This window comes from Lentzea sp. CA-135723, assembly GCF_050936595.1.
GTDB lineage: Bacteria > Actinomycetota > Actinomycetes > Mycobacteriales > Pseudonocardiaceae > Lentzea.
Genome location: NZ_JBNJMK010000001.1, coordinates 3,938,195 through 3,962,479, shown reverse-complemented (window position 1 = coordinate 3,962,479; position 24,285 = coordinate 3,938,195). Strand labels below are relative to the sequence as shown.

Annotated in this window: 26 protein-coding genes and 3 pseudogenes; 16 read left to right on the top strand and 13 right to left on the bottom strand. The window is 69.3% G+C overall.

The genetic code is table 11. The features are described 5' to 3' along the window. Positions 1–25: 25 nt before the first annotated feature. Both ACQEU1_RS17570 and ACQEU1_RS17565 read right to left on the bottom strand, forming a co-directional pair. On the bottom strand, positions 26–643 hold the full coding sequence (locus tag ACQEU1_RS17570; RefSeq protein WP_433202378.1) for a response regulator: 618 nt from the start codon (positions 641–643) through the stop codon (positions 26–28). Beyond that, a complete protein-coding gene (locus ACQEU1_RS17565) occupies positions 640–1,749 on the bottom strand; it encodes a sensor histidine kinase (RefSeq protein WP_433202375.1) in 1,110 nt (369 codons plus the stop codon). The genes ACQEU1_RS17570 and ACQEU1_RS17565 overlap by 4 nt, the downstream gene beginning before the upstream one ends. Before the next feature lie 112 nt (positions 1,750–1,861). On the opposite strand from ACQEU1_RS17565, the gene ACQEU1_RS17560 reads away from it, so the two are divergent. Then, complete coding sequence (locus ACQEU1_RS17560) at positions 1,862–2,035, top strand: hypothetical protein (protein ID WP_433202372.1); 174 nt, start codon at positions 1,862–1,864, stop codon at positions 2,033–2,035. Here ACQEU1_RS17560 and ACQEU1_RS17555 read toward each other — a convergent pair. Genes ACQEU1_RS17555 through ACQEU1_RS17515 form a run of 9 tightly spaced genes read right to left on the bottom strand, consistent with a single transcriptional unit; the run spans position 2,032 to position 10,234 of the window. Next, positions 2,032–2,727 (bottom strand): sirohydrochlorin chelatase, encoded by a 696-nt coding sequence (locus tag ACQEU1_RS17555; protein ID WP_433202369.1) that lies wholly within the window; start codon positions 2,725–2,727, stop codon positions 2,032–2,034. The genes ACQEU1_RS17560 and ACQEU1_RS17555 overlap by 4 nt on opposite strands. Then, complete coding sequence (locus ACQEU1_RS17550; protein ID WP_433202366.1) at positions 2,724–3,596, bottom strand: ABC transporter permease; 873 nt, start codon at positions 3,594–3,596, stop codon at positions 2,724–2,726. The genes ACQEU1_RS17555 and ACQEU1_RS17550 overlap by 4 nt, the downstream gene beginning before the upstream one ends. After that, positions 3,580–4,356: an ABC transporter ATP-binding protein gene (locus ACQEU1_RS17545; protein WP_433202363.1), complete on the bottom strand. Its 777-nt coding sequence runs from the start codon at positions 4,354–4,356 to the stop codon at positions 3,580–3,582. The genes ACQEU1_RS17550 and ACQEU1_RS17545 overlap by 17 nt, the downstream gene beginning before the upstream one ends. Positions 4,357–4,384: 28 nt before the next feature. After that, the gene (locus ACQEU1_RS17540; protein WP_433202360.1) at positions 4,385–5,434 is read right to left on the bottom strand and encodes an ABC transporter substrate-binding protein; all 1,050 of its coding nucleotides are present in this window, start codon (positions 5,432–5,434) and stop codon (positions 4,385–4,387) included. A gap of 15 nt (positions 5,435–5,449) precedes the next feature. Further along, positions 5,450–6,793, bottom strand: a complete 1,344-nt coding sequence (locus tag ACQEU1_RS17535) for a sulfate adenylyltransferase subunit 1 (protein ID WP_433202357.1) — start codon at positions 6,791–6,793, stop codon at positions 5,450–5,452. Further along, positions 6,794–7,699 (bottom strand): sulfate adenylyltransferase subunit CysD, encoded by a 906-nt coding sequence (cysD, locus tag ACQEU1_RS17530; protein ID WP_433202354.1) that lies wholly within the window; start codon positions 7,697–7,699, stop codon positions 6,794–6,796. 8 nt (positions 7,700–7,707) lie between these two features. Continuing rightward, entirely contained in the window at positions 7,708–8,403 is a 696-nt protein-coding gene (locus ACQEU1_RS17525; protein WP_433202351.1) for a phosphoadenylyl-sulfate reductase, read from the bottom strand. Next, entirely contained in the window at positions 8,400–8,558 is a 159-nt protein-coding gene (locus ACQEU1_RS17520) for a hypothetical protein (protein ID WP_030472080.1), read from the bottom strand. The genes ACQEU1_RS17525 and ACQEU1_RS17520 overlap by 4 nt, the downstream gene beginning before the upstream one ends. Next, the gene (locus tag ACQEU1_RS17515; protein ID WP_433202347.1) at positions 8,555–10,234 is read right to left on the bottom strand and encodes a nitrite/sulfite reductase; all 1,680 of its coding nucleotides are present in this window, start codon (positions 10,232–10,234) and stop codon (positions 8,555–8,557) included. Before ACQEU1_RS17515 ends, ACQEU1_RS17520 begins: the two co-directional genes overlap by 4 nt. 369 nt (positions 10,235–10,603) lie before the next feature. Here ACQEU1_RS17515 and hemW point away from each other — a divergent pair, with 369 nt between their 5' ends. Next, positions 10,604–11,812, top strand: coding sequence for a radical SAM family heme chaperone HemW (hemW, locus tag ACQEU1_RS17510; RefSeq protein WP_433202344.1), 1,209 nt, complete (start codon positions 10,604–10,606; stop codon positions 11,810–11,812). Here hemW and ACQEU1_RS17505 read toward each other — a convergent pair. Continuing rightward, entirely contained in the window at positions 11,809–12,015 is a 207-nt protein-coding gene (locus tag ACQEU1_RS17505; protein WP_433202341.1) for a hypothetical protein, read from the bottom strand. The two genes, hemW and ACQEU1_RS17505, sit on opposite strands and share 4 nt — an antisense overlap. A gap of 126 nt (positions 12,016–12,141) precedes the next feature. On the opposite strand from ACQEU1_RS17505, the gene hrcA reads away from it, so the two are divergent. The 6 genes from hrcA (at position 12,142) to ACQEU1_RS17475 (ending at position 17,201) form a co-directional block, all read left to right on the top strand. Beyond that, positions 12,142–13,164, top strand: a complete 1,023-nt coding sequence (hrcA, locus tag ACQEU1_RS17500; protein WP_433202338.1) for a heat-inducible transcriptional repressor HrcA — start codon at positions 12,142–12,144, stop codon at positions 13,162–13,164. A gap of 42 nt (positions 13,165–13,206) precedes the next feature. Further along, entirely contained in the window at positions 13,207–14,355 is a 1,149-nt protein-coding gene (dnaJ, locus tag ACQEU1_RS17495) for a molecular chaperone DnaJ (RefSeq protein ID WP_433211550.1), read from the top strand. Beyond that, on the top strand, positions 14,352–15,083 hold the full coding sequence (locus ACQEU1_RS17490) for a 16S rRNA (uracil(1498)-N(3))-methyltransferase (protein ID WP_433202335.1): 732 nt from the start codon (positions 14,352–14,354) through the stop codon (positions 15,081–15,083). The genes dnaJ and ACQEU1_RS17490 overlap by 4 nt, the downstream gene beginning before the upstream one ends. A 526-nt stretch (positions 15,084–15,609) precedes the next feature. Continuing rightward, positions 15,610–16,266 carry an alpha/beta hydrolase gene (locus ACQEU1_RS17485; RefSeq protein WP_433202332.1) on the top strand — a complete coding sequence of 219 codons (657 nt, stop codon included), beginning with the start codon at positions 15,610–15,612 and terminating at the stop codon, positions 16,264–16,266. A 9-nt stretch (positions 16,267–16,275) separates the two neighbouring features. Continuing rightward, positions 16,276–16,866: a TetR/AcrR family transcriptional regulator gene (locus ACQEU1_RS17480; RefSeq protein WP_433202328.1), complete on the top strand. Its 591-nt coding sequence runs from the start codon at positions 16,276–16,278 to the stop codon at positions 16,864–16,866. Positions 16,867–16,874: 8 nt separating this feature from the next. Then, positions 16,875–17,201, top strand: coding sequence for a histidine triad nucleotide-binding protein (locus tag ACQEU1_RS17475; protein WP_433202325.1), 327 nt, complete (start codon positions 16,875–16,877; stop codon positions 17,199–17,201). Positions 17,202–17,331: 130 nt separating this feature from the next. On the opposite strand, the gene ACQEU1_RS17470 is transcribed toward ACQEU1_RS17475, so the two are convergent. After that, positions 17,332–18,135, bottom strand: coding sequence for a GNAT family N-acetyltransferase (locus tag ACQEU1_RS17470; protein WP_433202322.1), 804 nt, complete (start codon positions 18,133–18,135; stop codon positions 17,332–17,334). A gap of 103 nt (positions 18,136–18,238) precedes the next feature. Here ACQEU1_RS17470 and ACQEU1_RS17465 point away from each other — a divergent pair. The 8 genes and pseudogenes from ACQEU1_RS17465 to recO form a co-directional block, all read left to right on the top strand. Further along, a pseudogene (locus tag ACQEU1_RS17465) lies at positions 18,239–18,931 on the top strand (PhoH family protein); the annotation flags it as partial. Then, positions 18,920–19,729, top strand: a pseudogene (locus ACQEU1_RS17460) (LAGLIDADG family homing endonuclease); the annotation flags it as partial. The pseudogenes ACQEU1_RS17465 and ACQEU1_RS17460, both read left to right, overlap by 12 nt. A gap of 282 nt (positions 19,730–20,011) precedes the next feature. Further along, a pseudogene (locus tag ACQEU1_RS17455) lies at positions 20,012–20,368 on the top strand (PhoH family protein); the annotation flags it as partial. A 5-nt stretch (positions 20,369–20,373) separates the two neighbouring features. After that, the gene (gene ybeY, locus ACQEU1_RS17450) at positions 20,374–20,919 is read left to right on the top strand and encodes an rRNA maturation RNase YbeY (protein WP_285645297.1); all 546 of its coding nucleotides are present in this window, start codon (positions 20,374–20,376) and stop codon (positions 20,917–20,919) included. Between the two features lie 22 nt (positions 20,920–20,941). Beyond that, entirely contained in the window at positions 20,942–22,231 is a 1,290-nt protein-coding gene (locus tag ACQEU1_RS17445; protein ID WP_433202318.1) for a hemolysin family protein, read from the top strand. Continuing rightward, positions 22,224–22,556 carry a cytidine deaminase gene (locus tag ACQEU1_RS17440; RefSeq protein ID WP_433202315.1) on the top strand — a complete coding sequence of 111 codons (333 nt, stop codon included), beginning with the start codon at positions 22,224–22,226 and terminating at the stop codon, positions 22,554–22,556. Before ACQEU1_RS17445 ends, ACQEU1_RS17440 begins: the two co-directional genes overlap by 8 nt. Before the next feature lie 56 nt (positions 22,557–22,612). Beyond that, entirely contained in the window at positions 22,613–23,509 is an 897-nt protein-coding gene (gene era, locus ACQEU1_RS17435; protein WP_433202312.1) for a GTPase Era, read from the top strand. Next, positions 23,510–24,262: a DNA repair protein RecO gene (gene recO, locus ACQEU1_RS17430; RefSeq protein WP_433202309.1), complete on the top strand. Its 753-nt coding sequence runs from the start codon at positions 23,510–23,512 to the stop codon at positions 24,260–24,262. Positions 24,263–24,285: the final 23 nt, after the last annotated feature.

The following is a 24,285-nucleotide window of genomic DNA, read 5'->3' as shown; positions in this document are numbered from 1 at the left end:
GTAGACCAAGGAATTGCTGGCAGAGCTAGGACAACGGCGGCAGCCACCCCCGGCTCAGCGCCACCGTCACCGCCGCCGTCCGGTCGCTCACCCCGAGCTTGGCGAACACGTGCAGCAGGTGACTCTTCACCGTCGCCTCGCTGACGCTCAACTCCCCGCTGATCGCCCCGTTCGACATCCCCCGCGCCACCAACCCCAGCACCTCGGCCTCCCGGGCACTCAACCCAGGCCGCTGCACCGCGCTCACCAGCTTTGTGGCCACCGGCGAAGCCAGCACGGTCTCTCCGCGCGCGGCCGCCCGCACCGCCTCCACCAGCTCGACACTGGGCGCGTCCTTCAGCAGGTAGGCCGTGGCCCCGGCCTCGATCGCCCGCAGGATGTCGCCGTCCGTGTCGAACGTCGTCAGCACGACCACCCGGCAGTCGGTGGACGCGACGACCTGCGCGGTGGCGGCGGCCCCGTCCAGACCGGGCATCTTCAGGTCCATCAACACCACGTCCGGCGTCAGCGACCCGGCCAGCCGCACCGCATCGGCACCGGACCCGCACTCGCCCACCACGGTCAGGTCGCCCGCGGCCTCCAGGATCGTGCGCAGGCCGTAGCGGACGACCGGGTGGTCGTCGACGAGCAGCACCCGGATCACGCGTCCTCCAGCCGTACGTGCACGCGCACTCCCGACCCCTCGACCGAACGCACCTCGAACGAGCCACCGGCGGCGGCGACGCGGTCGCGCAGGCCGTCCAAGCCGTAGCCTCGCACCGCGTCCAAGCCGAACCCGCGGCCGTTGTCCGCTACGACCAGCGAGACGCCGGACGTGTAGTCGAGCGTGACGGTCACGGAGGACGCGGAGGCGTGTTTGCGGACGTTGGCCAGCGCTTCCTGAGTCACGCGCAGCAGCACGACTTCGCGTGCAGGAGGCAACGGCCGGTACGAGCCCTCCATCACGAAGCCAGAGGACAGGCCGAGTTCGGTGCCCAGCCGGGAGGTGAGGCGTTCCAACGCGGCGGGTAGTGAGAAACCGTCCAGGGCGGCCGGCGTCAGCGCGGCGACGAGGGCGCGGATCTCGGCCAAGTTCTCGGACGTCGTGGCCTCGGCCAGGGCCAGGTGCCGGTCGCGGGCAGCGGGGTCGGTGGCTGCTCGGGCCGCGCGCAGCAGCAGAAGCACCGAGGTCGCGCCCTGTGCGAGGGTGTCGTGGAGGTCGCGGGCCAGGCGTTCGCGTTCGGTCAGCACGCCCGCTTCGTGGCTCACCAGGGCCAAGGCGGCTCGTTCGCGGCTTTGGGAGATGATCCGCGCTATCCACAGGCCCAGCATCACGGCGGGGATCACGCTCAGCACGATGACCACGGCCGCGCCCACCGCGTCGCTCGAAAAGCCCGTGGAAACCAGGACGACGGTGCCGATCGACAACGACGTCAGCAGCGTCGCCCAGGTCGCCAGGCGGGGTTCGAGCAACGCCCAGATGTGCGGGTACAGCGTGAAGAACAGCACCGACAGGGCGGGGACGAGCGCGAACATCGCGACCACCAAAGGGATCGCGACCGCTAGGTAGAGGACGCCGCGCCGGTCGCGGGCCAGCGGTGCGCCGACGCGCCAGTACCAGAGGCACAGCAACCCGAGCAGCACCAACGCGACGGGCTGGAAGTGGTCCTCCGCGAACACCAGGACGACGCCGACCACCGCGAACACCGCGAAGGCCGCGTGCCAGGCGACCGCCGTGCGGTCCCAGGCGTCGTCCGAGGAGGAGGGCACCCGCAAACTCTGCTGCCACGGCAGCGAAAACACCAGTAGCCGGTCGACGGAACGACGAACCCACCGGTCCATCGATACCGGCTCACACCAGGAACAACGACCATTCCGGACCATGAAGAAGAAGTCGAGCCTGGTCCTGCTGATCCTGTCGATGGTCTACGCGGCCGTCATCGCCCTGCTCGCCGTCGCCGATTCCACCGCGCTCACCGCCGTCGCGATCGCCGGGGGAGCGCTGCTCGGCATCGGCTGGGCGACGGTCGGCTACCTGAACGCCCAGAAGAGCTAGGCCGCGACGATCTGGCGCGAAAGAGCCGAGTCGTAACGGTCCAGCACGAGCTGTGCGACCTCCACGTCGTCTCCCAACGGCCGCGCCACGACGGCGTCCGGAGCCAGCGAAGCCACCTTGTCCGGCAACAACCCCGGCGCCAGGAACCACGACGCCACCGCGATCCGAGTAGCGCCGCGAGCCTTCAACCGCTCGACGGCCTCGGGAACGGTGGGCGAGGCGATGGAGGCGAAAGCCGCCTCCACCCCGGCCCACCCGGAGTCACGAGCCCACCGCCGGGCCACCGCCGCCACCGCCTCGTTGGCCGGAGCGTGCGAAGACCCGGCACCGGCCAGCACCACGCCCAAGGACGAGTCGCCGAAGGAGACCCCGGCCTCCGACAGCCGGCGCAGAGCAGCCGACTCCAGCCGGGGATCCGGGCCGAGGACATCGGTCACGACGGCGGGAACCCGGGACTCGGCGACGGCGGCCGGAACGTCGACACGCGCGTGATATGCCTTGCCCAGCAACAAAGGCACGACGACCGAAGGCCCGCGCAGCACGTCGCCCAACCGGGGCGCGCACAGGTCCAGGAAGCACCCGCGCACGTCGAGCTCGGGCCGCAACGACCGCACGACGTCCAGAAGAGCGTGGATCGACGCGGCCGAACGCGAGTCACGGCTGCCGTGCGCGACAGCGACAAGAGGAATCACAACGCCCCCGTCAGTCCACGAGCGCGCAGTACCGTGCGCTCCAACGGGCGGAACAGCAGCAGCTCGATCCCAATGCCCACCAGCAGGATCAGGAAGATCGCTGCGATCACCATGTTGATGTCGTTCAACGACGACCCGTTGTGCAGGTACTGCCCGAGCCCCACGCCGAGCTGGGGCGAGGTCGCGATGATCTCCGCGGCCATCAGCGAGCGCCACGAGAACGCCCACCCCTGCTTCAACCCCGCCAGATATCCCGGAAGCGCGGCAGGCAGCAGGATGTGCCGGGCCGAGGCGAACCGGCCGGCTCCCAGCGCACGCCCGACGCGAGGCAGCAGCGGCGGGATCTGGTCGATGCCCGCCACCAGGCCGTTCGCGATCGACGGAACGGATCCCATCAGCACCACGAAGTAGATCGTCGACGGCGTCACGCCGAACCACAGGATCGCGGCGGGCACCCACGCCACGGACGGCAGCGACTGCAGACCGGTCAGCAGCGACCCGATCGCCGCGCGCACCACCCGCACCTTCGCGATCAGCAACCCGAGCGGCGTCGCGATCAGCACGGCCGCGAGGAACCCGAGCACCGCGCGGTGCAACGAGGTCCACAGGATGCCGAACGCCTCACCGGTCGAGATCGAGCGGACGAGCTCGTTCCACACGTTCACCGGCGCGGGCAGCTGGAACTCGGGCAGCAGAGCCGAAGCCCACAACGCTTGCCACACGCCCAAGAGCAGCGCGAAGGCGATGATCGGCGGCACGCCCGTCTTCAGGAAACGGCGCCAGAACGGAGGCTTCTGCGCCGAGACCGGCACGTCCAAAGCGTCCAGGCCGGCGCCGACCTTGTCGAGCGTGTCAGGAGGCGTGGCCACTGATGACCTCTCGCAGATGGGTGTTGATCTCGTCGAGCACCGTGTCGGAAGAATCGGTGACGTCCCACTCGCGCACCACACGGCCCGGGCGCGAGGACAGCAGCACGACGCGCTGACCGAGACGAACGGCCTCACGCACGTCGTGCGTCACGAAGATGATGGCGGTGTTCGTGGTCTCCCACACGCGCAGCAGTTCGCTCTGCAGCACGTCACGGGTGATGGCGTCCAACGCCGCGAAGGGCTCGTCCATCAACAACAGAGCGGGCGAGCCGTCGGCGGACACGGTGGTGGACGCCAGCGCACGAGCCAAAGCCACGCGCTGACGCATACCGCCGGACAGCTCGTGCGGACGCTTGTCCGCGACATCGCCCAGCCGCACCAGTTCCAGCAACTCCAACGCACGACGCTTGCGCGCCAACCGGCCGACCCCGGCGAACCGCAACGCCAGCTCGACGTTGCGGGCCGCGGTCAGCCACGGCATCAAAGCAGGTTCCTGGAACATCACGGCCGGGCGCGAGGTGTTGATCTGCAACGAGCCCGACGTCGCGCCGTCGAGGCCCGCGACGATGTTGAGCAGCGTGCTCTTGCCGCAGCCGGACGCGCCGAGAAGACACACGAACTCGCCGGGCTTGACCTTGAGGTCCACCCCGTCGAGTGCCACCACGGCCGAGGAGCCGTGACCGAAGACCTTGCGGACGCCCGTCAACTCGACGGCGGTGTCCGCGGTGGACAGAAGAGCGGATTCGAGCGTGGCGGTCATGGTGTGTCTTCCCCTCGCGTCGGAAGTGCTACTTCTTGTCCAGGCCCGCGGCCTGCACCTGCGGCTTGCCCTGCGCCTGCAGGACCTTGTTCAGCAACGTGAAGTCGGCGTACCCGGCGACGTTCGCGGCCTCCTTGGCCACCCCGGCGGTCACGGCGTCCTTCGCGAGCTGCGGGAAGTGTTTGGCCTGCGCGTCCGTGGTCAGCTCGATGTTGTCCCACGCGGCGTCGAGGATCTTGTCGCCGAGCTTCTTGGACGTGAGCTTCTCCAGGTGGGCGTTGGCCGCCTTCTTGGCCTCGTCCTTGTTCGCCTTCGCCCAGTCGATGGCGGCGACGTGGCCCTTCAGCACGGCCTCGACGGTTTCCGGGTGCTCCTGCAGGAACTTCGTCCGCACGATCACGACCGTCGTCGGGAACGCCCCGCCCTCCCACAGCGTCTTCTCGTCCAGCAGCACCTTGCCGCCGCCCTCGTTGACGATGCGCGCCGACCACGGCTGCGGCGCCCACGCGGCCTGGATGTCGCCCTTCTTGAACAGGTCGAGCGACGCGGCGTTCTCCACGTTCTGGACGGTGACCTGACCGGTGAGGTTCTTCTCCGCCAGGTACTTCTTCAGCGACACGTCCTGCGTGTTCGCGAGCTGCGGCGTCGCGACGACCTTGCCCTTGAGGTCCTCGATCGAGTTGATCTCGGGCTTCACCACGAGCTGCGCGCCACCGGACGTGGCACCCGCGATGAGCTTCACCGCCTCGCCCTTGGACTTCGCGTAGGCGTTGATCGCCGGGCCGGACCCGATGTAGGCGATGTCGAGCGACTCGCCCAGCAGGGCGTTCACCTCGTCGGGACCGGCGTTGAACGTCTGCGTCGTGAGCTTGGTGTTGCCGAGCTCCTTGGCGTACAGGCCGTTCTCCACGCCGATCAGCGCGGCGGCGTGGGTGATGTTCGGGAAGTAGCCGAGGCGGACCTCGGCGGCGGCGCCCTTGGACTCGGCGGCGGGGGTGTCACTGCTTCCGGCGCGGCTGCAACCGGAGATGGCTGTCAGTGCGATCAGAGCGACGGCAAGGGCGGGCTTGAGGTTCACGGGGTTTCAGGCCTTTCAGGGACCGGGAGACACGAGGGCGTGATTGTCAGGGGTAGCGGTGCTACCCCCGGTACAGCTCTCCACGCCGTCCTCAAGCAGCGGCAGCGGAGCCCCGACCAGTCCGGCGGCGAGCGTGGAACCATCGCTCGCGTCGATCACCAGGAAGGACCCGGTGCGCCGGCTGAAGCTGTAGTCGTCCAGCGGTACTTCCTCCGCGAGTCGCAACGACACGCGGCCGATCTCGTTGAGCTCCAACGAGGCAGGGCTGTCCACACTGGACAGGTTCTGCTCGTCGAAGCGGTCGCGCAGCTCGGTGACCATCGCCTGCACGGTGCGCGTGCCGTGCTTGACGAGGACGCGCGCTCCCGGCCGCAGCGACTTCTCCGCGAGCCAGCAGAGCGTGGCCTCGAAGTCGTCGGTGACGGTGGGCGCGTTGCCCGCGGAGGCGATCAGGTCGCCGCGCGAGATGTCGATGTAGTCCGCCAGCAGCAACGTCACGGACTGGCCGGCCGCCGCCTCCGCCAGTTCGCCGTCCGCCGTGTCGATCTTGGTGACCGTCGAGCGACGGCCGGAGGGCAGCACGACGATCTCGTCGCCGGGCTTGACCGTGCCCGCCGCGACCAGGCCCGCGTAGCCGCGGTAGTCGAGGTGCTCTGCCGTGCGCGGGCGGATCACGTACTGCACCGGGAAGCGGAACGGCGCGTCGTGCGGGTCGGGCTCGACCGGCACGTTCTCCAGGTGCTCCAGCAGGGTCGGGCCGGAGTACCAGGGCGTGTTCGCGGACTTCTCCACGACGTTGTCGCCCGCGAGCGCCGACACCGGGATCTGGACGACCGCGTCCTCGGTGTAGCCGAGCGCCGTGGCGTGCGCGGTGAACTCCTTGGAGATGCGGGAGAACGTCACCTCGTCGAAGTCCACGAGGTCGATCTTGTTGACCGCCAGCACGAGCCGCGGCACGCCGAGCAGCGCGAGCACGGCCGCGTGGCGTCGCGTCTGCTCGATGACGCCCTTGCGCGCGTCGACCAGCAGCACCGCGAGCTGCGCGGTGGACGCGCCCGTGACGGTGTTGCGCGTGTACTGCACGTGTCCCGGGGTGTCCGCCAGCACGAACGACCGCTTGGGCGTCGCGAAGTACCGGTACGCCACGTCGATCGTGATGCCCTGCTCGCGTTCCGAACGCAGGCCGTCGACCAGCAACGACAGGTCCGGCGTCGCGAGACCGCGGTCGGCGCTCGCGCGGTGCACGGCGTCGAGCGTGTCCGCGAGCACGGACTTGGTGTCGTAGAGCAACCTGCCGACGAGCGTGGACTTGCCGTCGTCCACGCTGCCCGCGGTGGCCAGCCTCAACAGGTCGCTCATCTAGAAGTACCCCTCCCGCTTGCGGTCTTCCATGGCGGCCTCGGACAACCGGTCGTCGGCCCGCGTGGCGCCGCGCTCGGTCAGTCGTGAAGCGGAGACCTCGGCGATCACCGCGTGGATGTCGGAAGCGTCGGACTCGACGGCGCCGGTGCACGAGCCGTCGCCGACCGTGCGGTAGCGAACCGTCTTGCGCAGCAACGTCTCGCCCTCGCGCGCGGTGCCCCACGGGCCCTCGGCGAGCCACATGCCGTCGCGCAGGAACACGTCCCGCTGGTGCGAGTAGTAGATGTCCGGCAGCTCGATGCCCTCGCGCTCGATGTAGTTCCACACGTCGAGCTCGGTCCAGTTGGACAGCGGGAACACGCGGACGTGCTCACCGGCGCGGTGCCGGCCGTTGTAGAGGTTCCACAGCTCGGGGCGCTGGCGCTTCGGGTCCCACTGGCCGAACGCCGTGCGCAGGCTGAAGATCCGCTCCTTGGCGCGGGCGCGTTCCTCGTCCCGGCGGCCGCCGCCGAAGACCGCGTCGAACTTGTGCTGCGTGATCGAGTCCAGCAGCGGCACGGTCTGCAACGGGTTGCGCGTGCCGTCCGGGCGCTCCTCCAGGCGTCCGTCGTCGATCCAGTCCTGGACCTTCGCGACCTCGAGGCGCAGACCGTGTTGCGCGACGACGCGGTCGCGGAACTCGATGACCTCGTCGAAGTTGTGTCCGGTGTCGACGTGCAGCAACGGGAACGGCACCGGCGCCGGGTAGAACGCCTTGATCGCCAGGTGCAGCAGCAGCGTCGAGTCCTTGCCGCCGGAGAAGAGGATCACCGGCCGGTCGAACTCGCCCGCGACCTCGCGGAAGATGTGAATGGCCTCGGATTCGAGGCGCCCCAACGTGTCCAGAGCTGTGCCAGTCGCCATCTCGGCGTTCATCCGTGCAACCCGCATTCCGTCTTCGACTGACCGGCCCAGCGGCCGCTGCGCGCGTCCTGGCCCGGCAGTGGCTTGGAGGTGCACGGCAGGCAGCCGATCGAGGGATATCCCTCCTGCACCAACAGGTTCTCGAGGATGCCCTTCTCGTGGATGTAGGAGTTGAACTCGTCGTCCGACCACGGCGCGATCGGGTTGATCTTCACCAGGCCGTTGCGGTCGTCCCACTGCACGATCGGCGTGTTCGCCCTCGTCGGGGCGTCCACGCGGCGCACGCCGGTGACCCACGCGTCGTACTTCGCGAGCTCACGGCGCAGCGGCACGACCTTGCGCAGGTTGCAGCACGTGGCCGGGTCCGACTGGTACAGCAGGCCGAACTCGGCCTCCTGGTCCGCGACGGACTGCTCGGCGGCGGCGTTCACGATCCGCACGTCCGGGTAGACGACCCCGACGGCGTCGCGCACGCCGATGGTCTCCGGGAAGTGGTAGCCCGTCTCCAGGAACAGCACGTCGAAGTCCGGCTTCACCTTGGCGGCGAGGTCGATCAGCACGGCGTCCTGCATGTTCGACGCGACGATGTAGCTGTCGCCGAACGTCCGCGCGACCCACTCCAGCGCCTCTTCCGGGCTAGCGTCCTTCAACTCCAGCTCGGCGGCATCGGCGACGATCTTGAGGTCTTCCTTCAGATCGCTCACTTCTTCACCTCCTGCGGCAGGTTGAGCCCGACGAACGAGACCTTGAAGACGCGGCGGCACCCAGTGCACAGCCACGCGTAGCTCGGCTCCTCCTGCGGACGGAGGTCCTCGTCGCCGCAGTAGGGGCAGTAGAACGGCGTCGCGCGTTCGCTCATCGCAGCGACCCCTCCTCGGCGCGCGCGACCCACTGGGCGAACCGCTCGTCGGTCTCCCGCTGTGCCACGAAGTTCCGCACCACCCGCTCGACGTACTCGGGCAGCTCGGCCGCGGTGACCTTGTGGCCGCGCAGCTTCCGGCCGAAGCCCGCGTCGAGACCGAGGCCGCCGCCGAGGTGCACCTGGAAGCCCTCGACCTGGTTGCCCGCGTCGTCCGTGACGATCTGGCCCTTCAGCCCGATGTCCGCGGTCTGGATGCGGGCGCAGGAGTTGGGGCAGCCGTTGATGTGCACGGTGATCGGCGCCGTGACGCCGTCGACGATGTCCTTGAGGTTCGCCTCGAGCTGCGTGACGAGGTCGAGCGCGCGCGCCTTGGTCTCGACGATCGCGAGCTTGCAGAACTCGATGCCGGTGCACGCCATGATGCCGCGCCGCCACGGCGACGGGTCGACCTGCAGGCCCAGCTTGGCGAGGTCGCTCTTGAGCGTGGCGATCTCGGCGTCGGGCACGTCCAGCACGATGATCTTCTGCTGCGGCGTGAAGCGGACGCGGTTGGAGCCCGCTCGTTCGGCGTACTTGGCCACCTCGACCAGGATCGAGCCGGACACGCGTCCCGCGACGGGCGCGGCGCCGACGTAGTTCAGGCCGTCCTTCTGCTTGTGCACGCCGATGTGGTCGAGCGGCTGGTCCAGCTGCTCGGGCGCCGGGCCGTCGATCATCTTGCGGCCCAGGTACTCGTCCTCGACGACCTGGCGGAACTTCTCCGGGCCCCAGTCGGCGACGAGGAACTTGATGCGGGCGCGGTGCCGCAGGCGGCGGTAGCCGTAGTCCCGGAAGACGGAGATGACCGCCTCCCAGACGTCCGGCACCTCGTCGAGCGGCACCCAGGCGCCCAACCGCTTGCCCAGCATGGGGTTCGTGGACAGGCCGCCACCGACCCAGAGGTCGAAGCCCGGTCCGTGCTCGGGGTGGTTCACGCCCACGAACGCGATGTCGTGGATCTCGTGCGCGACGTCCTGCAGGCCGGAGATGGCGGTCTTGAACTTGCGCGGCAGGTTCGAGAAGCGCGGGTCGCCGATGTAGCGCTCGAGGATCGTGTCGATGGCCGGCTGGCCGTTGATGACCTCGTCCTGCGAGATGCCCGCGACCGGCGAACCGAGGATGACGCGCGGGCTGTCGCCACACGCCTCCATCGTCGTCAGGTTCACCGCTTCGAGCTTCTGCCAGATCGTGGGGACGTCCTCGACGCGGATCCAGTGGTACTGGATGTTCTGGCGGTCGGTGATGTCCGCGGTGTCGCGCGCGTAGGTCTGCGAGATCTCGCCGAGGACGGTCAGCTGCTCGGTGGTGAGCGCGCCGCCGTCGCTGCGCACGCGCATCATGAAGAACTCGTCGTCCAGCTCCTCCGGCTCGAGCGTGGCCGTGCGGCCGCCGTCGATGCCGGGCTTGCGCTGCGTGTAGAGGCCGTACCACCGGAACCGCCCGCGCAGGTCGGCCGGATCGATGGAGTCGAAGCCGCCGTGGGCGTAGATGTTCTCGATGCGGGCGCGGACGTTGAGCGGGTTGTCGTCCTTCTTGCTCCGCTCGTTGGGGTTCAGCGGCTCTCGGTATCCGAGTGCCCACTGCCCCTCGCCGCGACGCTGCTTGGCGCGCGGTGACGTCTGCGGCGGGACCATCGCCATCCTCCGGGGTTTCGAGGCGCTTCGTGCGCATGCGAGCCCGGAGGTGCTTGTGGTGGGGGCGTCGTCAGCGCACCAAGCGCCGACGGGAACAAATCAGCGCAGGGTTATGCCGAACGACGGCACATCGCGCTGGAGACACGACGGAAGTCGACGTGGCGGCGGGCCACGAGGCGGACTCCAGTCGAATGCATGACCTCAGTGTGCATGCCGTCCAGACCGTGGTCCACCGTCAACCGCATGGTGGGATCTACGAGGAGAAGTTGACATCTTCTACCGGTTTCGCTCTGTGATAGTTCTGTCACCGACAGAGACTTCGCCTGGTCGGACACCGCCGTTCGGGCTGCGTGGGGGACACTGAGCGTCATGCCCTCCGCTCTGCCCGAAGGCGAGCCCGCGCCCGCCGACGGTTCGCTGCCCCCTTCCGCACTGGCCGGTGTCGGTTCGCGCCCGTTCGGCATCTACGTGCACGTGCCGTTCTGCGCGACCCGCTGCGGCTACTGCGACTTCAACACCTACACGCCCGGTGAGCTGGGCACCTCGGCCTCGCCCGAGTCGTGGCTGGAGGGCCTGCGCCGCGAGCTCGACCTCGCCGCCTCCGTCCTCGGGTCCGCACCTTTGGCCGAAACCGTGTTCGTCGGCGGCGGAACGCCTTCCTTGCTGGGCGCGTCCGGGCTGGCTTCCGTGTTGGACGCCGTGCGCGACTCGTTCGGCCTGGCTCCCGGCGCCGAGGTCACCACCGAGTCGAACCCGGAGTCGACCTCGGCCGCGTTCTTCTCGGGAATCCGGGACGCCGGCTACACGCGCGTGTCGCTGGGCATGCAGTCGGCCGCGCGCCACGTCCTCGCCGTGCTCGACCGCAAGCACACCCCCGGCCGTCCGGGTGAAGCAGCCCTGGAGGCCCGTGCCGCGGGCTTCGAGCACGTGAACCTCGACCTCATCTACGGCACGCCGGGGGAGCGCCCCTCAGACCTGGCCGCGTCGCTGGACGCCGTGCTGGCCGCGGGCGTCGACCACGTGTCCGCCTACGCGTTGATCGTGGAGGACGGCACGGGCCTGGCCCGCCGCATCCGCCGGGGCGACCTCCCGATGCCCGACGACGACGTGCTGGCGTCGTCCTACGAGATGGTCGACTCGGTGCTGACCGGCGCGGGCTTCTCCTGGTACGAGGTGTCGAACTGGGCGACTTCCGTTGCGGCGCAATGCCGGCACAACGTCCTGTACTGGAAGGGCGCCGACTGGTGGGGCTTCGGCCCCGGCGCGCACAGCCACGTCGGCGGCGTCCGCTTCTGGAACGTGAAGCACCCGGCCCGCTACTCGTCCCTGCTGGCCGAGGGCAACTCACCCGCCGCGGGCCGCGAGACGTTGTCCTTGGAGGACCAGCGCGTCGAACGAGTGCTGCTCGAACTGCGCCTCGCCTCCGGGCTGCCCATCGAGGTGCTGGACGCCGAAGGGCGTGACGCTGCCAAGCAAGCCATCGCCGACGGCCTGCTGGAGCCGTTCGACGACCGTTGCGTGCTCACCGACCGAGGCCGTCTGCTCGCCGACGCCGTGGTGCGCCGCCTGCTGCCTTAGCGGGCCCGCAAGTCGTGCTGGCTGAACACCTCGGCGACCTCCTCGCCGTTCTTCAGGTAGGTCGCGGCGCCCCACCACAACCCGTCCTCCCTGCGCACCTCCTCCCAGACGACGGTCCCCTCCCACCACTGGTCATCGCTGTGGACCAGGCACGGTCTCCCCGGTTCCGGCTCAGGTGGCCGCAGCCACACCACGTTGCCCACGTTTGGACCCTAGCGAGCGGCACCGACAAAAACAGGAGCCCCGATCGAGCGCGACTTCAGAGCGCGCACCAGGCACGAAAACGGCTGGGTAAACTCGGAGACAGGGGACACGGGAGGTGAACAGCGGTGAACGCCGATGAGCGTCGGTTCGAGGTGCTGCGCGCCATCGTCGCCGACTACGTGTCCAACCAGGAGCCCGTCGGGTCGAAAGCCCTGGTCGAGCGGCACAACCTGGGTGTGTCGAGCGCGACCGTGCGCAACGACATGGCCGCGCTGGAGGACGACGGGTACATCGCCCAGCCGCACACCAGCGCCGGGCGCGTGCCCACGGACAAGGGCTACCGGTTGTTCGTCGACCGGCTGAGCGAGATCAAGCCGCTCTCGCAGGCCGAGAAGCGGGCCATCCGCAGTTTCCTGGACGGTGCGCTCGACCTCGACGACGTGATGCGCCGCAGCGTCCGGCTGCTCGCCCAGCTGACGCGGCAGGTCGCGGTGATCCAGGTGCCCACGCTGTCGCGCGCGGCCGTGCGGCACCTGGAGGTGCTGCCGATCACGCCGTCGCGGCTGATGCTGGTGCTCATCACCGACACCGGGCGCGTCGACCAGCGGATCGTGGAGCTCGGGGACGTCATCAGCGAGGAGCACGTGGCGCAGCTGCGCGGCGTGCTGAACACGGCGATGGCGGGTCAGCGGCTCGCGGACGCGAGTGCCAAGGTCGCCGAGTTGCCGGACGAGGTTCCGTCGAACCTGCGCGACCCGATGCTGCGAGTCGCTACTGTGCTCATCGAGACGTTGGTGGAGCATCCCGAGGAACGGCTGGTGCTCGGTGGCACCGCGAACCTCACGCGCAACATCACCGACTTCCCGGGCTCGCTGCGCCAGGTGCTCGAGGCGTTGGAGGAGCAGGTCGTCGTGCTCAAGCTGCTCGCCGCCTCCCGCGACCCCGGCCGCGTGCTGGTGCGCATCGGCGAGGAGAACGAGGCCGCGGAGATGCGCAGCACGTCCGTGGTGTCCATCGGCTACGGCAGCCGGGACAACCCGCTCGGCGGCCTGGGCGTCGTCGGGCCCACGCGCATGGACTACCCGGGGACCATGGCGGCCGTCCGCGCGGTCGCCAACTACGTCGGTGAGATCCTGACCGGTCGTTGACCAACAAGTACTTGCTAGTCGATGAAGATGAAAGCGAACAAGGTGGCCAGGGATTACTACGGCATCCTCGGTGTCTCGCAGACCGCGACACAGGATGAGATCAAGCGCGCCTATCGCAAGCTCGCCAGGCAGCTGCACCCGGACGTCAATCCCAACGAGGAGGCCCGCTTCAAGGAGGTGACGGCCGCCTACGAGGTGTTGTCGAACCCCGAGAAGCGCCGCGTCGTCGACCTGGGAGGCGACCCGCTCGACTCCGGCGGCGGTGGCCGCGCGGGCGGTGACCCGTTCGCGGGCTTCGGCCTCGGCGACATCATGGACGCCTTCTTCGGCGCCTCGTCCGGCGGTGGCCGGGGTCCGCGCAGCCGCGTGCAGCCCGGCTCCGACGCGTTGATCCGGCTCGACATGACGCTGGAGGAGTGCGCGGCGGGCGCCACCCGCGAGCTCACCGTCGACACGGCGATCCTGTGCGACCGCTGCCACGGCGCGGGCACCCAGAACAACTCCAAGCCCGTCCAGTGCGACACGTGCCACGGCCGCGGCGAGGTCCAGTCCGTGCAGCGCTCGTTCCTGGGCCAGGTCGTGACGTCCCGCCCGTGCCCGGTCTGCCGCGGCTACGGCGAGGTCATCCCCGACCCGTGCCAGCAGTGCGCGGGCGACGGCCGCACCCGGTCGCGCCGCACGATCTCCGTCAACATCCCCGCCGGCGTCGCCGAGGGCATGCGGGTCCGGCTCGCGGGCCAGGGCGAGGTCGGCCCCGGCGGCGGCCCCGCCGGCGACCTCTACGTCGAGGTCGAGGAGCACCCGCACGAGATCTTCGAACGCGACGGCGCCGACCTGCACTGCATCGTGCAGATCCCGATGACGACGGCCGCCCTGGGCGCCACGTTGCCGTTGAAGACGCTGGACGGCGAGGAAGAGCTCCAGATCGACCCCGGCACCCAGCCCGGCACGCAGCTCGTGATGACGGGCCGCGGCATGCCGAAGCTGCGGTCCACCGGCCGTGTCGACGGCCGCGGCGACCTGCACGTGCACCTCGAGGTCGTCGTGCCGACCAAGCTCGACGCCGCCCAGTCCGCACTGCTGCGCGACCTCGCCGACCTGCGCGGCGAGAGCGAACCGTCGTTGTCGCACAACGGCAAGGGCGGCGGCGGGCTGTTCTCCCGCCTGCGTGCCTCGCGCGGCCACCGGTGACGCTGCCGGTCTTCCTCGTCGACGGGTTGCCGCCGGGCGAGGAGTTCGTGCTGGACGGCCCGGAAGGCCGGCACGCCGCCACCGTCAAGCGCCTGCGCGTGGGCGAGGAGCTCGTGCTGTCCGACGGGTCCGGCGCCCAGGTGCGGTGTGCTGTCGTGGCGGTCGAGCGCGACGCGTTGTCGTTGCGCGTGGTCGAGCGCTGGGTGGAGCCGGAGGCCACGCCCAGGGTCGTGCTCGCGCAGGCGTTGGTGAAGGGTGACCGAGGTGAGCTCGCCGTGGAGCTCGCCACCGAGGCCGGCGTCGACGGCGTGGTGCCGTGGCGCGCTTCCCGGTGCATCACCAAGTGGGAGGACGGGCCGCGCGGCGCGAAAGCGTTGGGGCGCTGGCGATCCACCGTCCGCGAGGCGGCCAAGCAAGCCCGCCGCTCGCGGGTGCCGTTCGTCGACGAACCCGTGAGCACCACTCAGCTCTCTCATCGCGTGTCGTCGTCGGCGCTGACCCTCGTGTTGCACGAGAGCGCGGTGGAACGCCTTGCCGACGTGCCGCTGCCCGACTCGGGGGACGTGCTGCTCGTGGTGGGTCCAGAAGGCGGAATCACCCCCGAGGAACTCGACGCGTTGCGATCATCGGGTGCCCGCGTGGTCCGATTGGGCCCAACCGTTCTGCGTGCATCTACCGCCGCGGCCGTTGCTCTTGGTGCCATCGGGGTCCGCACGGCACGCTGGTGACCCCGATCACGGTCAACATGAACATCGGATGGATTGGCTTGACGGAAGTTGTAGCGAATCCCAGGCCGATGGGGTTACCCTAGTTCGCAGAGGGGCTGATTGGTCTATCCGGAAACGGAGTAGACGATTGCGCTCTTCTGACCAAAAGACTCGCCGGACACCTCCCCCCTCGGTCCGGCGTCGGCGCCTCGCGGCGAAGCGACCCCCAGGCTTCGGACCGCGAGGCGCCCCTTTTGGTTGAGGGGGCTGCTCGGGGCCTTTGTCATCAGGCGGCTCGTCATGAGTCCTCTCTTCCTGACGAAACACGGCGCTGCCCTGCGTGAGGGTGTTCAAAGACCCAGCCAGAGCGCTTCGGTGCTGCAGTAGACCGTCCGTTGTCGGGCAACGAAACCATCTGCTTGTTTCACGCTTGCCCGAGATGCGGCCGCAGGCTCGTGCTCCACCGGGTGTTGGCTGTTGTTCGGGGTTGTGAACGTTTTCAGATGGCTTGTGAACGATTACACAAGCCTTTCTGTAGTTTCTGGGTGTGCAGCGAATTGCTTACGGTGACCACGGCAGTCAGTTCGGTGAGCTTTATGAACCGGACGGCGTTGCTCTGGGTGCTGTTGTCGTCATTCACGGTGGTTTTTGGCATCAGCGTTACGGGCTCGAACTCGGCCGGCCGCTGGCCGAGGTGCTCGTCGCTGACGGGTACCGCGTGTGGAACGTCGAGTACCGGCGGGTCGGCGGTGGGGGTGGCTGGCCGGAGACCGGGGACGACGTGCTGGCCGCCATCGACGCCGTCGATCTCGGGCCCGTGGTGACCCTCGGGCACAGTGCCGGTGGGCATCTCGCGGTGTGGGCTGCCAAGCGGAGTTCGCGGGTGGTGGGGGCGGTGGCGCAGGCGGCTGTCCTGGACTTCACGCGCCACATCACGCCTCGGGCGCTGGAGTTGTGCCGCGAGGAGCAGTTCGCGGACGCCTCGCCGGCCGCGCTGGTGCCCATCGGGAAGCCCGTGGTGTGCGTGCACGGGGATCGGGACGAGGACGTGCCGGTGGAGCAGTCGATCGAGTTCTGCGCGGTGGAGCCTCAGGCGGAGCTCGTCGTGGTGGAAGGCGGCACGCACATGGACATGATCACGCCCGGCACCGAGGCGTGGGAGCGGTGCCGCGCGGCTGTCGGCCGGCTTGCGGGCGGCTGCTAGAAAGGGCCGGTGCCGAAGGTTGTCGACCATGAGGAACGCCGCCGCGAACTCGCCGAGGCAGTGTGGCGCATCGTGCGGCGGGACGGGATAGACCACGCGTCGGTGCGCGCGGTCGCCGCCGAGTCCGGGTGGTCGAGCGGGTCGCTGCGCCACTACTTCCCCACGCAGGACGCCCTGCTGGGGTTCGCGATGGAGCTGGCCTACCGGCGGTTCATGGCGCGGCTGGAGAAGATCGACACCACGGCGGGCCACCGGGAGGTGCTGCGGGCGTTCGCGCACGAGATGCTGGCGCTGGACGAGGAACGGCGCGTCGAGGCCGCAGTGCTGTTGTCGTTCCTGCCCCGGGCGATGGTGGAGCCGTCGTTGCACGAGCTGGAACGCATCGGCACGCGCGAGCTGTACGGCGAGATCGCACGCGTTCTCGTTGCGGCACAAGGAGCCGGCGAACTGCGTGACGGCGTGGTGCCGATGAAGGCCGCGCGCCGGTTCATCGTGCTCGTCGACGGGCTCAACATCCACCACGGGCTCGGGCCCGACGAGCTCACCGCGGCCGACATGGTCGAGGCCGTCGACGAGCAGCTGGACGCGATGTTCGCTTAGCTGGGGGCATGTCCTGTTTGTTCTGCCGGATCGTCGCCGGTGAGGTCCCCGCGACGGTCGTGCACGAGACCAAGACGACGCTCGCGTTCCGCGACATCCAGCCCAAGGCGCCCGTGCACGTGCTGCTGATCCCGCGCGAGCACGTGCCGAACGCCGTCGACCTCGACGGCGACCAGCTCGGTGGCCTCTTCGCCGCGGCCAGGGAGGTCGCCGCGGGGGAGGGCGTGGCCGAGTCCGGGTACCGGTTGCTGTTCAACACCGGGCCGGACAGCGGCCAGGAGGTCTTCCACGCCCACCTCCACCTGCTGGGAGGAGAGCGCCTCTCCCGTCTCTAGGTCGAGGTCGTGCCCGCCGAGCGCGACGATCTCGTCGAGGTCGTTCGTCCGTCGCGATATGCGATATATCGGCGGTAGAGCCGTGAAGGTGCCGCCTGCGCGGTTCTGCCGACCAAGCCCCGGTGGAGGTTCAGCCCAGCGCGTGCGAGGCCGGTGCGAAGTAGCGTGAACGGTCACCCGGCACGTCGTCGGCGCCGTGCACCATCAGCAGGCAGCCGCCGGGACGCTCCTCGAAGCCCAGACCAACCAGATAGTCGGCAACGTCGGCGTCGTCGGTGTCGACGCGGACGGCACCCCGCCCGGCCGCCACGTCCGCGACCAGGTCGCACGCGGCCGCCGCGGACGGCGCGACCAGCGGGCCGACCGTCACGCCGGTCGGGTTCGGGCGCGTGGCGACGACGCCGTCGTCGGACATCAGCACCTCGTACGGCCCCGACGGGTCGAGCACGAGGTCCCAGAACGCGGGCCGGGTGTACCCGCCGGCCTCGGCGTCGAGCGCGGTGAGCCTTCGCGCGTCCGCGGGCGTGGCCTGCCGCGTCACGCCGGGCGCCGGGCCGTCGAACGTGCCGAAGTGCGAGGTGGTCCGCCCGACAGGGTGAAAGCCGAGTTTCTCGTACAGCGGCCGCCCCTCGGTCGTCGCGAACAGCGCCGTGGCCATTCCCGGCGGGCTGATATCCAATATATTGGACATCAGCCGCGTGCCGATGCCCCGCCGCGCCGCCCAGGACGCGACCAGCACACCGCTGATCGTCTGCATCTCCGGGTAAGGCGTCGTCAGAGCCGTTCCGAGCAGCCCGGACGCGTCGAACGCGCCGTAGCCGGGACCAAGGGCGAGCATCATCTCCCACTGCGCCGGGGTCCACGTCCAACCCCGGTCCGTGATCAGCTTCATGCACTCGGGTACGTCGTCGACGTCGAGCCTGCGGATCTCCACGATTCGTGAGCACACACCGTGAGCAATCCGGTAGCCACTCATTTTCGGCCGGACTAGCATCGAAGGCACCAGATCCGAGCGACAGGAAGCAGGCCGGGGCCACGTGGCCGAAGAAAACCAGCAGAGCAACAAGGAAGGTCAGTCCCGGTTCGCCGTGCCGGAAGGTGCGGTGCTCACGCTGCTCGGGTCGCGCGACGAGAACCTCCGGCTCGCGGAGGAACTGCTCGACGCCGACGTGCACGTGCGCGGGAACGAGATCACCTTGTCCGGCGACCCCGCCGACGTGGCCTTCGCCGAACGCGTCTTCTCCGAGCTCATCACCCTCGCCGGCCGCGGTCAGGCCATCGACCAGAACAGCGTCCGCCGCATCATCGCGATGCTCAGCGCGAACGACGTCGAGTCGCCGGCCGAGGTCCTGAGCCTCGACATCGTGAGCCGCCGAGGCCGCACGATCAGGCCGAAGACGCTGAACCAGAAGCACTACGTCGACGCGATCGACAAGAACACCATCGTGTTCGGCATCGGCCCCGCCGGCACCGGCAAGACCTACCTCGCCATGGCCAAGGCCGTGCAGGCGCTGCAGTCCAAGCAGGTCAACCGCATCATCCTCACCCGCCCGGCGGTCGAGGCAGGCGAGCGCCTGGGCTACCTGCCCGGCACGCTGTACGAGAAGATCGACCCGTACCTGCGCCCGCTCTACGACGCGCTGCACGACATGGTCGACCCGGAGTCGATCCCGCGCCTCACCCAGGCGGGCACGATCGAGGTCGCACCCCTCGCATACATGCGCGGTCGCGCACAGCCGATCTTCACGCCGGTCCTGACCCCGGACGGCTACCGCCCGATCGGCTCGTTGCAGGTCGGTGACCTGGTCATCGGCTCCAACGGCGAACCGACCCCGGTGCTCGGCGTCTTCCCCCAGGGCGAGAAGGACGTCTACCGCGTCACCGCGCAGGACGGCTCGTCGACGCTGGCCTGCGGGGAGCACCTCTGGACGGTCCGGACGGCCTCCGACCGCCGTCGGAACAAGCCGTGGCGGGTGCTGGAGACCAAGGAGATGATCGGCAACCTCCGCGCGGTGCACGCGCGGCGTTACGAGTTGCCGATGCTCAGCGCGCCGGTGTGCCTGCCGGAGCGCGAGGTGCCGATGGACGCGTACGCGCTCGGCCTGCTGCTCGGCGACGGGTGCATCACGGGGTCGACGACGCCGTCGTTCTCCACCAGCGACCCGGCTCTCGCGTTCGCTTTGCAGGTCGCGCTGGAGCCGATCGCGGTGCGGAAGAAGAACGCCGTCGACTACACGCTGAACCGCGTGAAGGCGCCGGGCGACGTCGTGACCATCGAGAACCCGGTGACCGCGGTCATGCGGGAACTGGAGTTGCTCGGCACGCGTTCGCACACCAAGTTCGTTCCCGAGGTCTACCTGCACAACAGTGCGGACGTGCGTCTCGCCGTGCTGCAGGGCCTGCTCGACTCGGACGGCGGTCCGGTGACCCAGATGGGCCGCACCTGCCGCATCCAGTACGCGACGACGTCGGAACGTCTGCGGGACGACGTGGTCGAACTGGTCCGCTCGCTCGGAGGTGTCGCCTACTGGCGCTGCCGTCCAGCCGAGGGCCGCAAGCCCGGCCTGGCGAAGGGACGTGAGGTCGGCTACCGGCACGACGCCTACGTCCTCGACATCAGGCTGCCCGAGGGCGTCGAGCCCTTCCGGCTCAAGCGCAAGCGGGAGAAATATCACGCCGGCGGTGGCGGCGGGCGTCCGATGCGGTTCATCGACAGCATCGAGCCCGCGGGCCGGACGGAGACCGTGTGCATCCAGGTGGCGGCGCAGGACTCCCTGTACGTCACCGAGGACTACCTGCTGACGCACAACACGCTCAATGACGCGTTCATCATTCTGGACGAGGCGCAGAACACCACGCCCGAGCAGATGAAGATGTTCCTCACCCGCCTCGGCTTCGGCTCCAAGGTCGTCGTCACCGGTGACATCACCCAGGTCGACCTGCCGGGTGGCCAGCGCAGCGGCCTGCGGGTCGTGCGGGACATCCTCGAAGGCGTCGAGGACGTGCACTTCTCCGAGCTGACCAGCCAGGACGTGGTCCGCCACCGCCTGGTCGGCGACATCGTCGACGCCTACGACAAGTGGCAGGTCAGGCAGGACGCCCTCGACCAGAACGGGCAGCACCACGGACCCGGTGCGCGGCGGGGTAACCAGCGGCGAGGACGATAGGCGCCGTGAGCATCGAGATCGCCAACGAGTCGGGTGTCGGAGTCGACGAGGGTTCCATCGTCTCCGCCGCCCGCTTCGCGCTGGACCGCATGGGCGTGAGCCCGCTGGCCGAGCTGTCCGTCCTGCTGGTCGAGCTGGACGTGATGGCCGACCTGCACGAGCGCTGGATGGACCTGCCGGGCCCGACGGACGTCATGGCCTTCCCCATGGACGAGCTGGACTCGGCGCGCCGCCCCGACGCGGCAGGGCTCGGGCCCGCGCTGCTCGGGGACATCGTGCTGTGCCCCGCGTTCGCGAAGGACCAGGCCAAGAAGGCGGGCCACAGCCTGCTGGACGAGCTGCACCTGCTGACCGTGCACGGTGTGCTGCACCTGCTCGGCTACGACCACGCCGAACCCGCGGAGGAACGTGAGATGTTCACGTTGCAGAACCGCATCCTCGGCGACTTCCGCACCGCGCGGGACGAGGCCGAGCGGGCCGCTCACCAGCGCAGCACCGACGACAAGGTGCTCGGCGCGGTCGGCCTGGACGAGAAGACCGACGAAGCCTGACGTCCTCTAGAGAAAACGGACCATGACCGCGAACCCTGCCAGTGTGATCGTGCTGGCCGTTCTGCTCGTGCTCGCCGCTGGTCTGTTCGCGTGTGTGGATGCCGCTCTCGGCACCGTGTCGCGCGCACGGGTGGAGGCCCTGCAACGGCAGGGACGCTGGGGCACCGGGCAGTTGCTGCAGGTCCTCAACGACCGGCCGCGGCACGTCAACCTGTTGCTGCTGCTGCGCCTGTTCTGCGAGATGTCGGCGGCGGTGCTGGTCACGACCGTGTTCCTGGACTACGTGGAGCAGGACTGGCTGGCCGTCCTGTACTCGTGCCTGAGCATGCTCGTCGTGTCGTACGTGCTCGTCGGCGTCGGGCCGCGCACCCTCGGCCGTCAGCACCCGTACGCCGTGAGCCTGCTCGCGGCGGGAACGGTGCGGCAGCTCGGTCGCGTGCTCGGGCCGCTGTCCAAGCTGCTGATCCTCGTCGGTAACGCCATCACCCCCGGTAAGGGCTTCCGCGAGGGTCCGTTCAGCTCCGAGGTCGAGCTGCGCGAGCTCGTCGACATGGCGCAGGAACGCGGCGTCGTGGACGAGGGCGAGCGCGAGATGATCCACTCGGTGTTCGAGCTGGGCGACACGATCACCCGCGAGATCATGGTGCCGCGCACCGAGATCGTGTGGATCGAGCAGTCGAAGTCGCTGCGGCAGGCGCTCGCGCTGTCGTTGCGCACCGGCTACACCCGCGTGCCGGTGATCGGCGAGAGCGTGGACGACGTGCTCGGCGTGGTGAACCTCAAGGACCTCATGCGGGCCACGCTCGCCGAGGGCGAGGACCCGAAGAGCGTCTCCGAGCTGATGCGCCCGATGAGCTTCATCCCGGACAGCAAACCCATCGCGGACCTGCTGCGCGAGATGCAGGTGTCGCGCCGGCACATGGCGATCGTCGTCGACGAGTACGGCGGCACCGCGGGCCTGCTGACGATCGAGGACATCCTCGAGGAGATCGTCGGCGAGATCACCGACGAGTCCGACACCGACGACCGCCCGCCGGTCGAGCACCTGGAGGACGGCGCGGTGCGGGTCAGCGCGCGCCTGCCGGTGGACGACCTCGACGCGTTGTTCGGCACCGAGCTCGACGACCACGAGGTCGAGACCGTCGGCGGCCTGCTCGCGCAACGGCTCGGCCGCGTGCCGCTGCCGGGCACCGAGGCGGAGATCGCCGGCCTGCGCATGCGGGCAGAGGGCGGCAAGGACGAACGCGGCCGCATCCGCGTCACCACGGTGCTCGTGCGCCCCGTGCAGAAGGAGAGCGAAGAAGATGAGTGACCTGGACCCCGAGGACGCCAAGCTCGTGACGCTCGCACGGTCCGTGCGCGCGCGTAACGGGTCGAAGGAAGGTGCGGCCGTCCGTGATCTCGACGGCCGCACGTACAACGCGTCCGAGGTCAGGTTGCCCTCGCTGAAGCTGACGGCGCTGCAGGCCGCGGTGGCCGCCGCGGTGTCGAGCGGAGCGCAGGGCCTGGAGGCCGCCGTGGTGGCGGTCGACGCCGCGGCGCTCGACGAGGAGTCGATCCAGGCGGTGCGCGACCTGTCGCCGAGCGGTCCGGTGATCCACGTGAACGCGGCGGGAGACGTCGTCGAGCTGCACTAGCGGCGGCACCTGGGGCCTGGGGGAGCACGTTTGCGGCTGCCAGGGACAATGGACTGATGGATGGTTACCGCTCCGGGTTCGCGTGCTTCGTCGGCCGCCCGAACGCAGGGAAGTCGACGCTGACGAACGCACTGGTGGGCACCAAGGTCGCCATCACGTCCAGCAAGCCGCAGACCACCCGCCACACGATCCGCGGCATCGTGCACCGCGACGACGGCCAGCTCGTGCTGGTCGACACGCCCGGTCTGCACCGGCCGCGCACGCTGCTCGGCCAGCGCCTCAACGACCTGGTCCGCGAGACGTGGTCGGAGGTCGACGTCGTCGGGTTCTGCGTGCCGGCGGACCAGAAGGTCGGGCCCGGTGACAAGTTCATCGCGGCCGAGCTGGAGAAGGTCGCCAAGCGCACGCCCGTGATCGGCATCGTCACCAAGACGGACCTCGTCTCGCAGCAGCAGGTGATGGAACAGCTGCTCTCGCTGCAGAAGGTGATGGAGTTCGCGGAGATCATCCCGGTCTCCGCGGTCAACGGTTTCCAGGTCGGCGCGCTGGGCGACCTGCTGCTGAAGAAGCTGCCAGAGGGCCCGCAGCTGTTCCCGGACGGCGACCTGACCGACGAGCCCGAGCAGACGCTGGTCGCCGAGCTCATCCGCGAGGCCGCGCTGGAGGGCGTGCGCGACGAACTGCCGCACTCCATCGCCGTGGTGGTGGAGGAGATGGCGCCGCGCGAGGGCCGGGACGACCTGATCGACATCCACGCGTTCGTGTTCGTGGAGCGGCCGTCGCAGAAGGCGATCATCCTCGGGCACCGGGGTGAGCGGCTCAAGCAGGTCGGCATGGCCGCGCGCAAGCAGATCGAACGCCTGCTGGGCTCGCGCGTGTACCTGGACCTGCACATCAAGATCGCCAAGGACTGGCAGCGCGACCCGAAACAGCTGCGCCGACTGGGGTTCTAGATGGCGAACCTGTACCGCGACACCGGCATCGTGCTTCGTGTGCAGAAGCTCGGTGAAGCGGACCGGATCATCACGTTCCTGACCCAGAAGCACGGCAAGCTGCGGGCCGTGGCGAAGGGCGTGCGCAAGACGTCGTCGAAGTTCGGCGCCCGGCTCGAGCCGTTCTGCCACGTCGACGTGCAGTTCTACCCCGGCCGGACGCTCGACATCATCACGCAGGTGCAGACGCTGGACGCGTTCGGCGTGGGGATCGTCACCGACTACCAGCGGTACACGGCGGCGTGCGCGATCGCCGAGACCGCCGACCGGCTCACGGCCGAAGAGGGCGAACCGGTGCTCAGGCTCTACATGCTCGTGGCCGGTGCACTGCGCGCGTTGGCTGCGGGGGAGCGTGACCCGTCGTTGTTGTTGGACGCGTACCTGATGCGTGCGATGGCGTTCGCGGGATGGGCTCCCGCGGTGAACGAATGCGCGAAATGCGGTGATCCGGGGCCGCATCGGGCGTTCAGCATCCAGGCGGGCGGCTCGTGTTGCCCGAACTGCCGTCCAGCGGGTGCCTCTTCGCCCTCGCAGGACACGTTGGCGCTGCTCTCGGCGTTGCTGCACGGGCAGTGGCACGTGGTGGACGAGATCCCGCACATCGCCCGCCGGGACGCGAGTGGCCTGGTCGCGGCCCATCTGCAGTGGCACCTCGAACGGCAGCTCCGCTCGTTGCCGTTGGTCGAACGCAAGGCGCAGCCCGCCGACGGCTAGTCTTGCGCCTACCGACAATGGTT

Excerpts from the sequence above, each read along its gene's own strand:
- ACQEU1_RS17475 (WP_433202325.1), top strand. The coding sequence starts at position 16,875 with ATGTCCTGTTTGTTCTGCCGGATCGTCGCCGGTGAGGTCCCCGCGACG.
- recO (WP_433202309.1), top strand. The coding sequence starts at position 23,510 with ATGGCGAACCTGTACCGCGACACCGGCATCGTGCTTCGTGTGCAGAAG.
- ACQEU1_RS17535 (WP_433202357.1), bottom strand. The coding sequence starts at position 6,793 with ATGAGCGACCTGTTGAGGCTGGCCACCGCGGGCAGCGTGGACGACGGC.
- ACQEU1_RS17560 (WP_433202372.1), top strand. The coding sequence starts at position 1,862 with ATGAAGAAGAAGTCGAGCCTGGTCCTGCTGATCCTGTCGATGGTCTAC.
- ACQEU1_RS17515 (WP_433202347.1), bottom strand. The coding sequence starts at position 10,234 with ATGGTCCCGCCGCAGACGTCACCGCGCGCCAAGCAGCGTCGCGGCGAG.
- ACQEU1_RS17445 (WP_433202318.1), top strand. The coding sequence starts at position 20,942 with ATGACCGCGAACCCTGCCAGTGTGATCGTGCTGGCCGTTCTGCTCGTG.
- cysD (WP_433202354.1), bottom strand. The coding sequence starts at position 7,699 with ATGGCGACTGGCACAGCTCTGGACACGTTGGGGCGCCTCGAATCCGAG.
- ACQEU1_RS17520 (WP_030472080.1), bottom strand. The coding sequence starts at position 8,558 with ATGAGCGAACGCGCGACGCCGTTCTACTGCCCCTACTGCGGCGACGAG.
- ACQEU1_RS17440 (WP_433202315.1), top strand. The coding sequence starts at position 22,224 with ATGAGTGACCTGGACCCCGAGGACGCCAAGCTCGTGACGCTCGCACGG.
- hemW (WP_433202344.1), top strand. The coding sequence starts at position 10,604 with ATGCCCTCCGCTCTGCCCGAAGGCGAGCCCGCGCCCGCCGACGGTTCG.
- era (WP_433202312.1), top strand. The coding sequence starts at position 22,613 with ATGGATGGTTACCGCTCCGGGTTCGCGTGCTTCGTCGGCCGCCCGAAC.
- ACQEU1_RS17545 (WP_433202363.1), bottom strand. The coding sequence starts at position 4,356 with ATGACCGCCACGCTCGAATCCGCTCTTCTGTCCACCGCGGACACCGCC.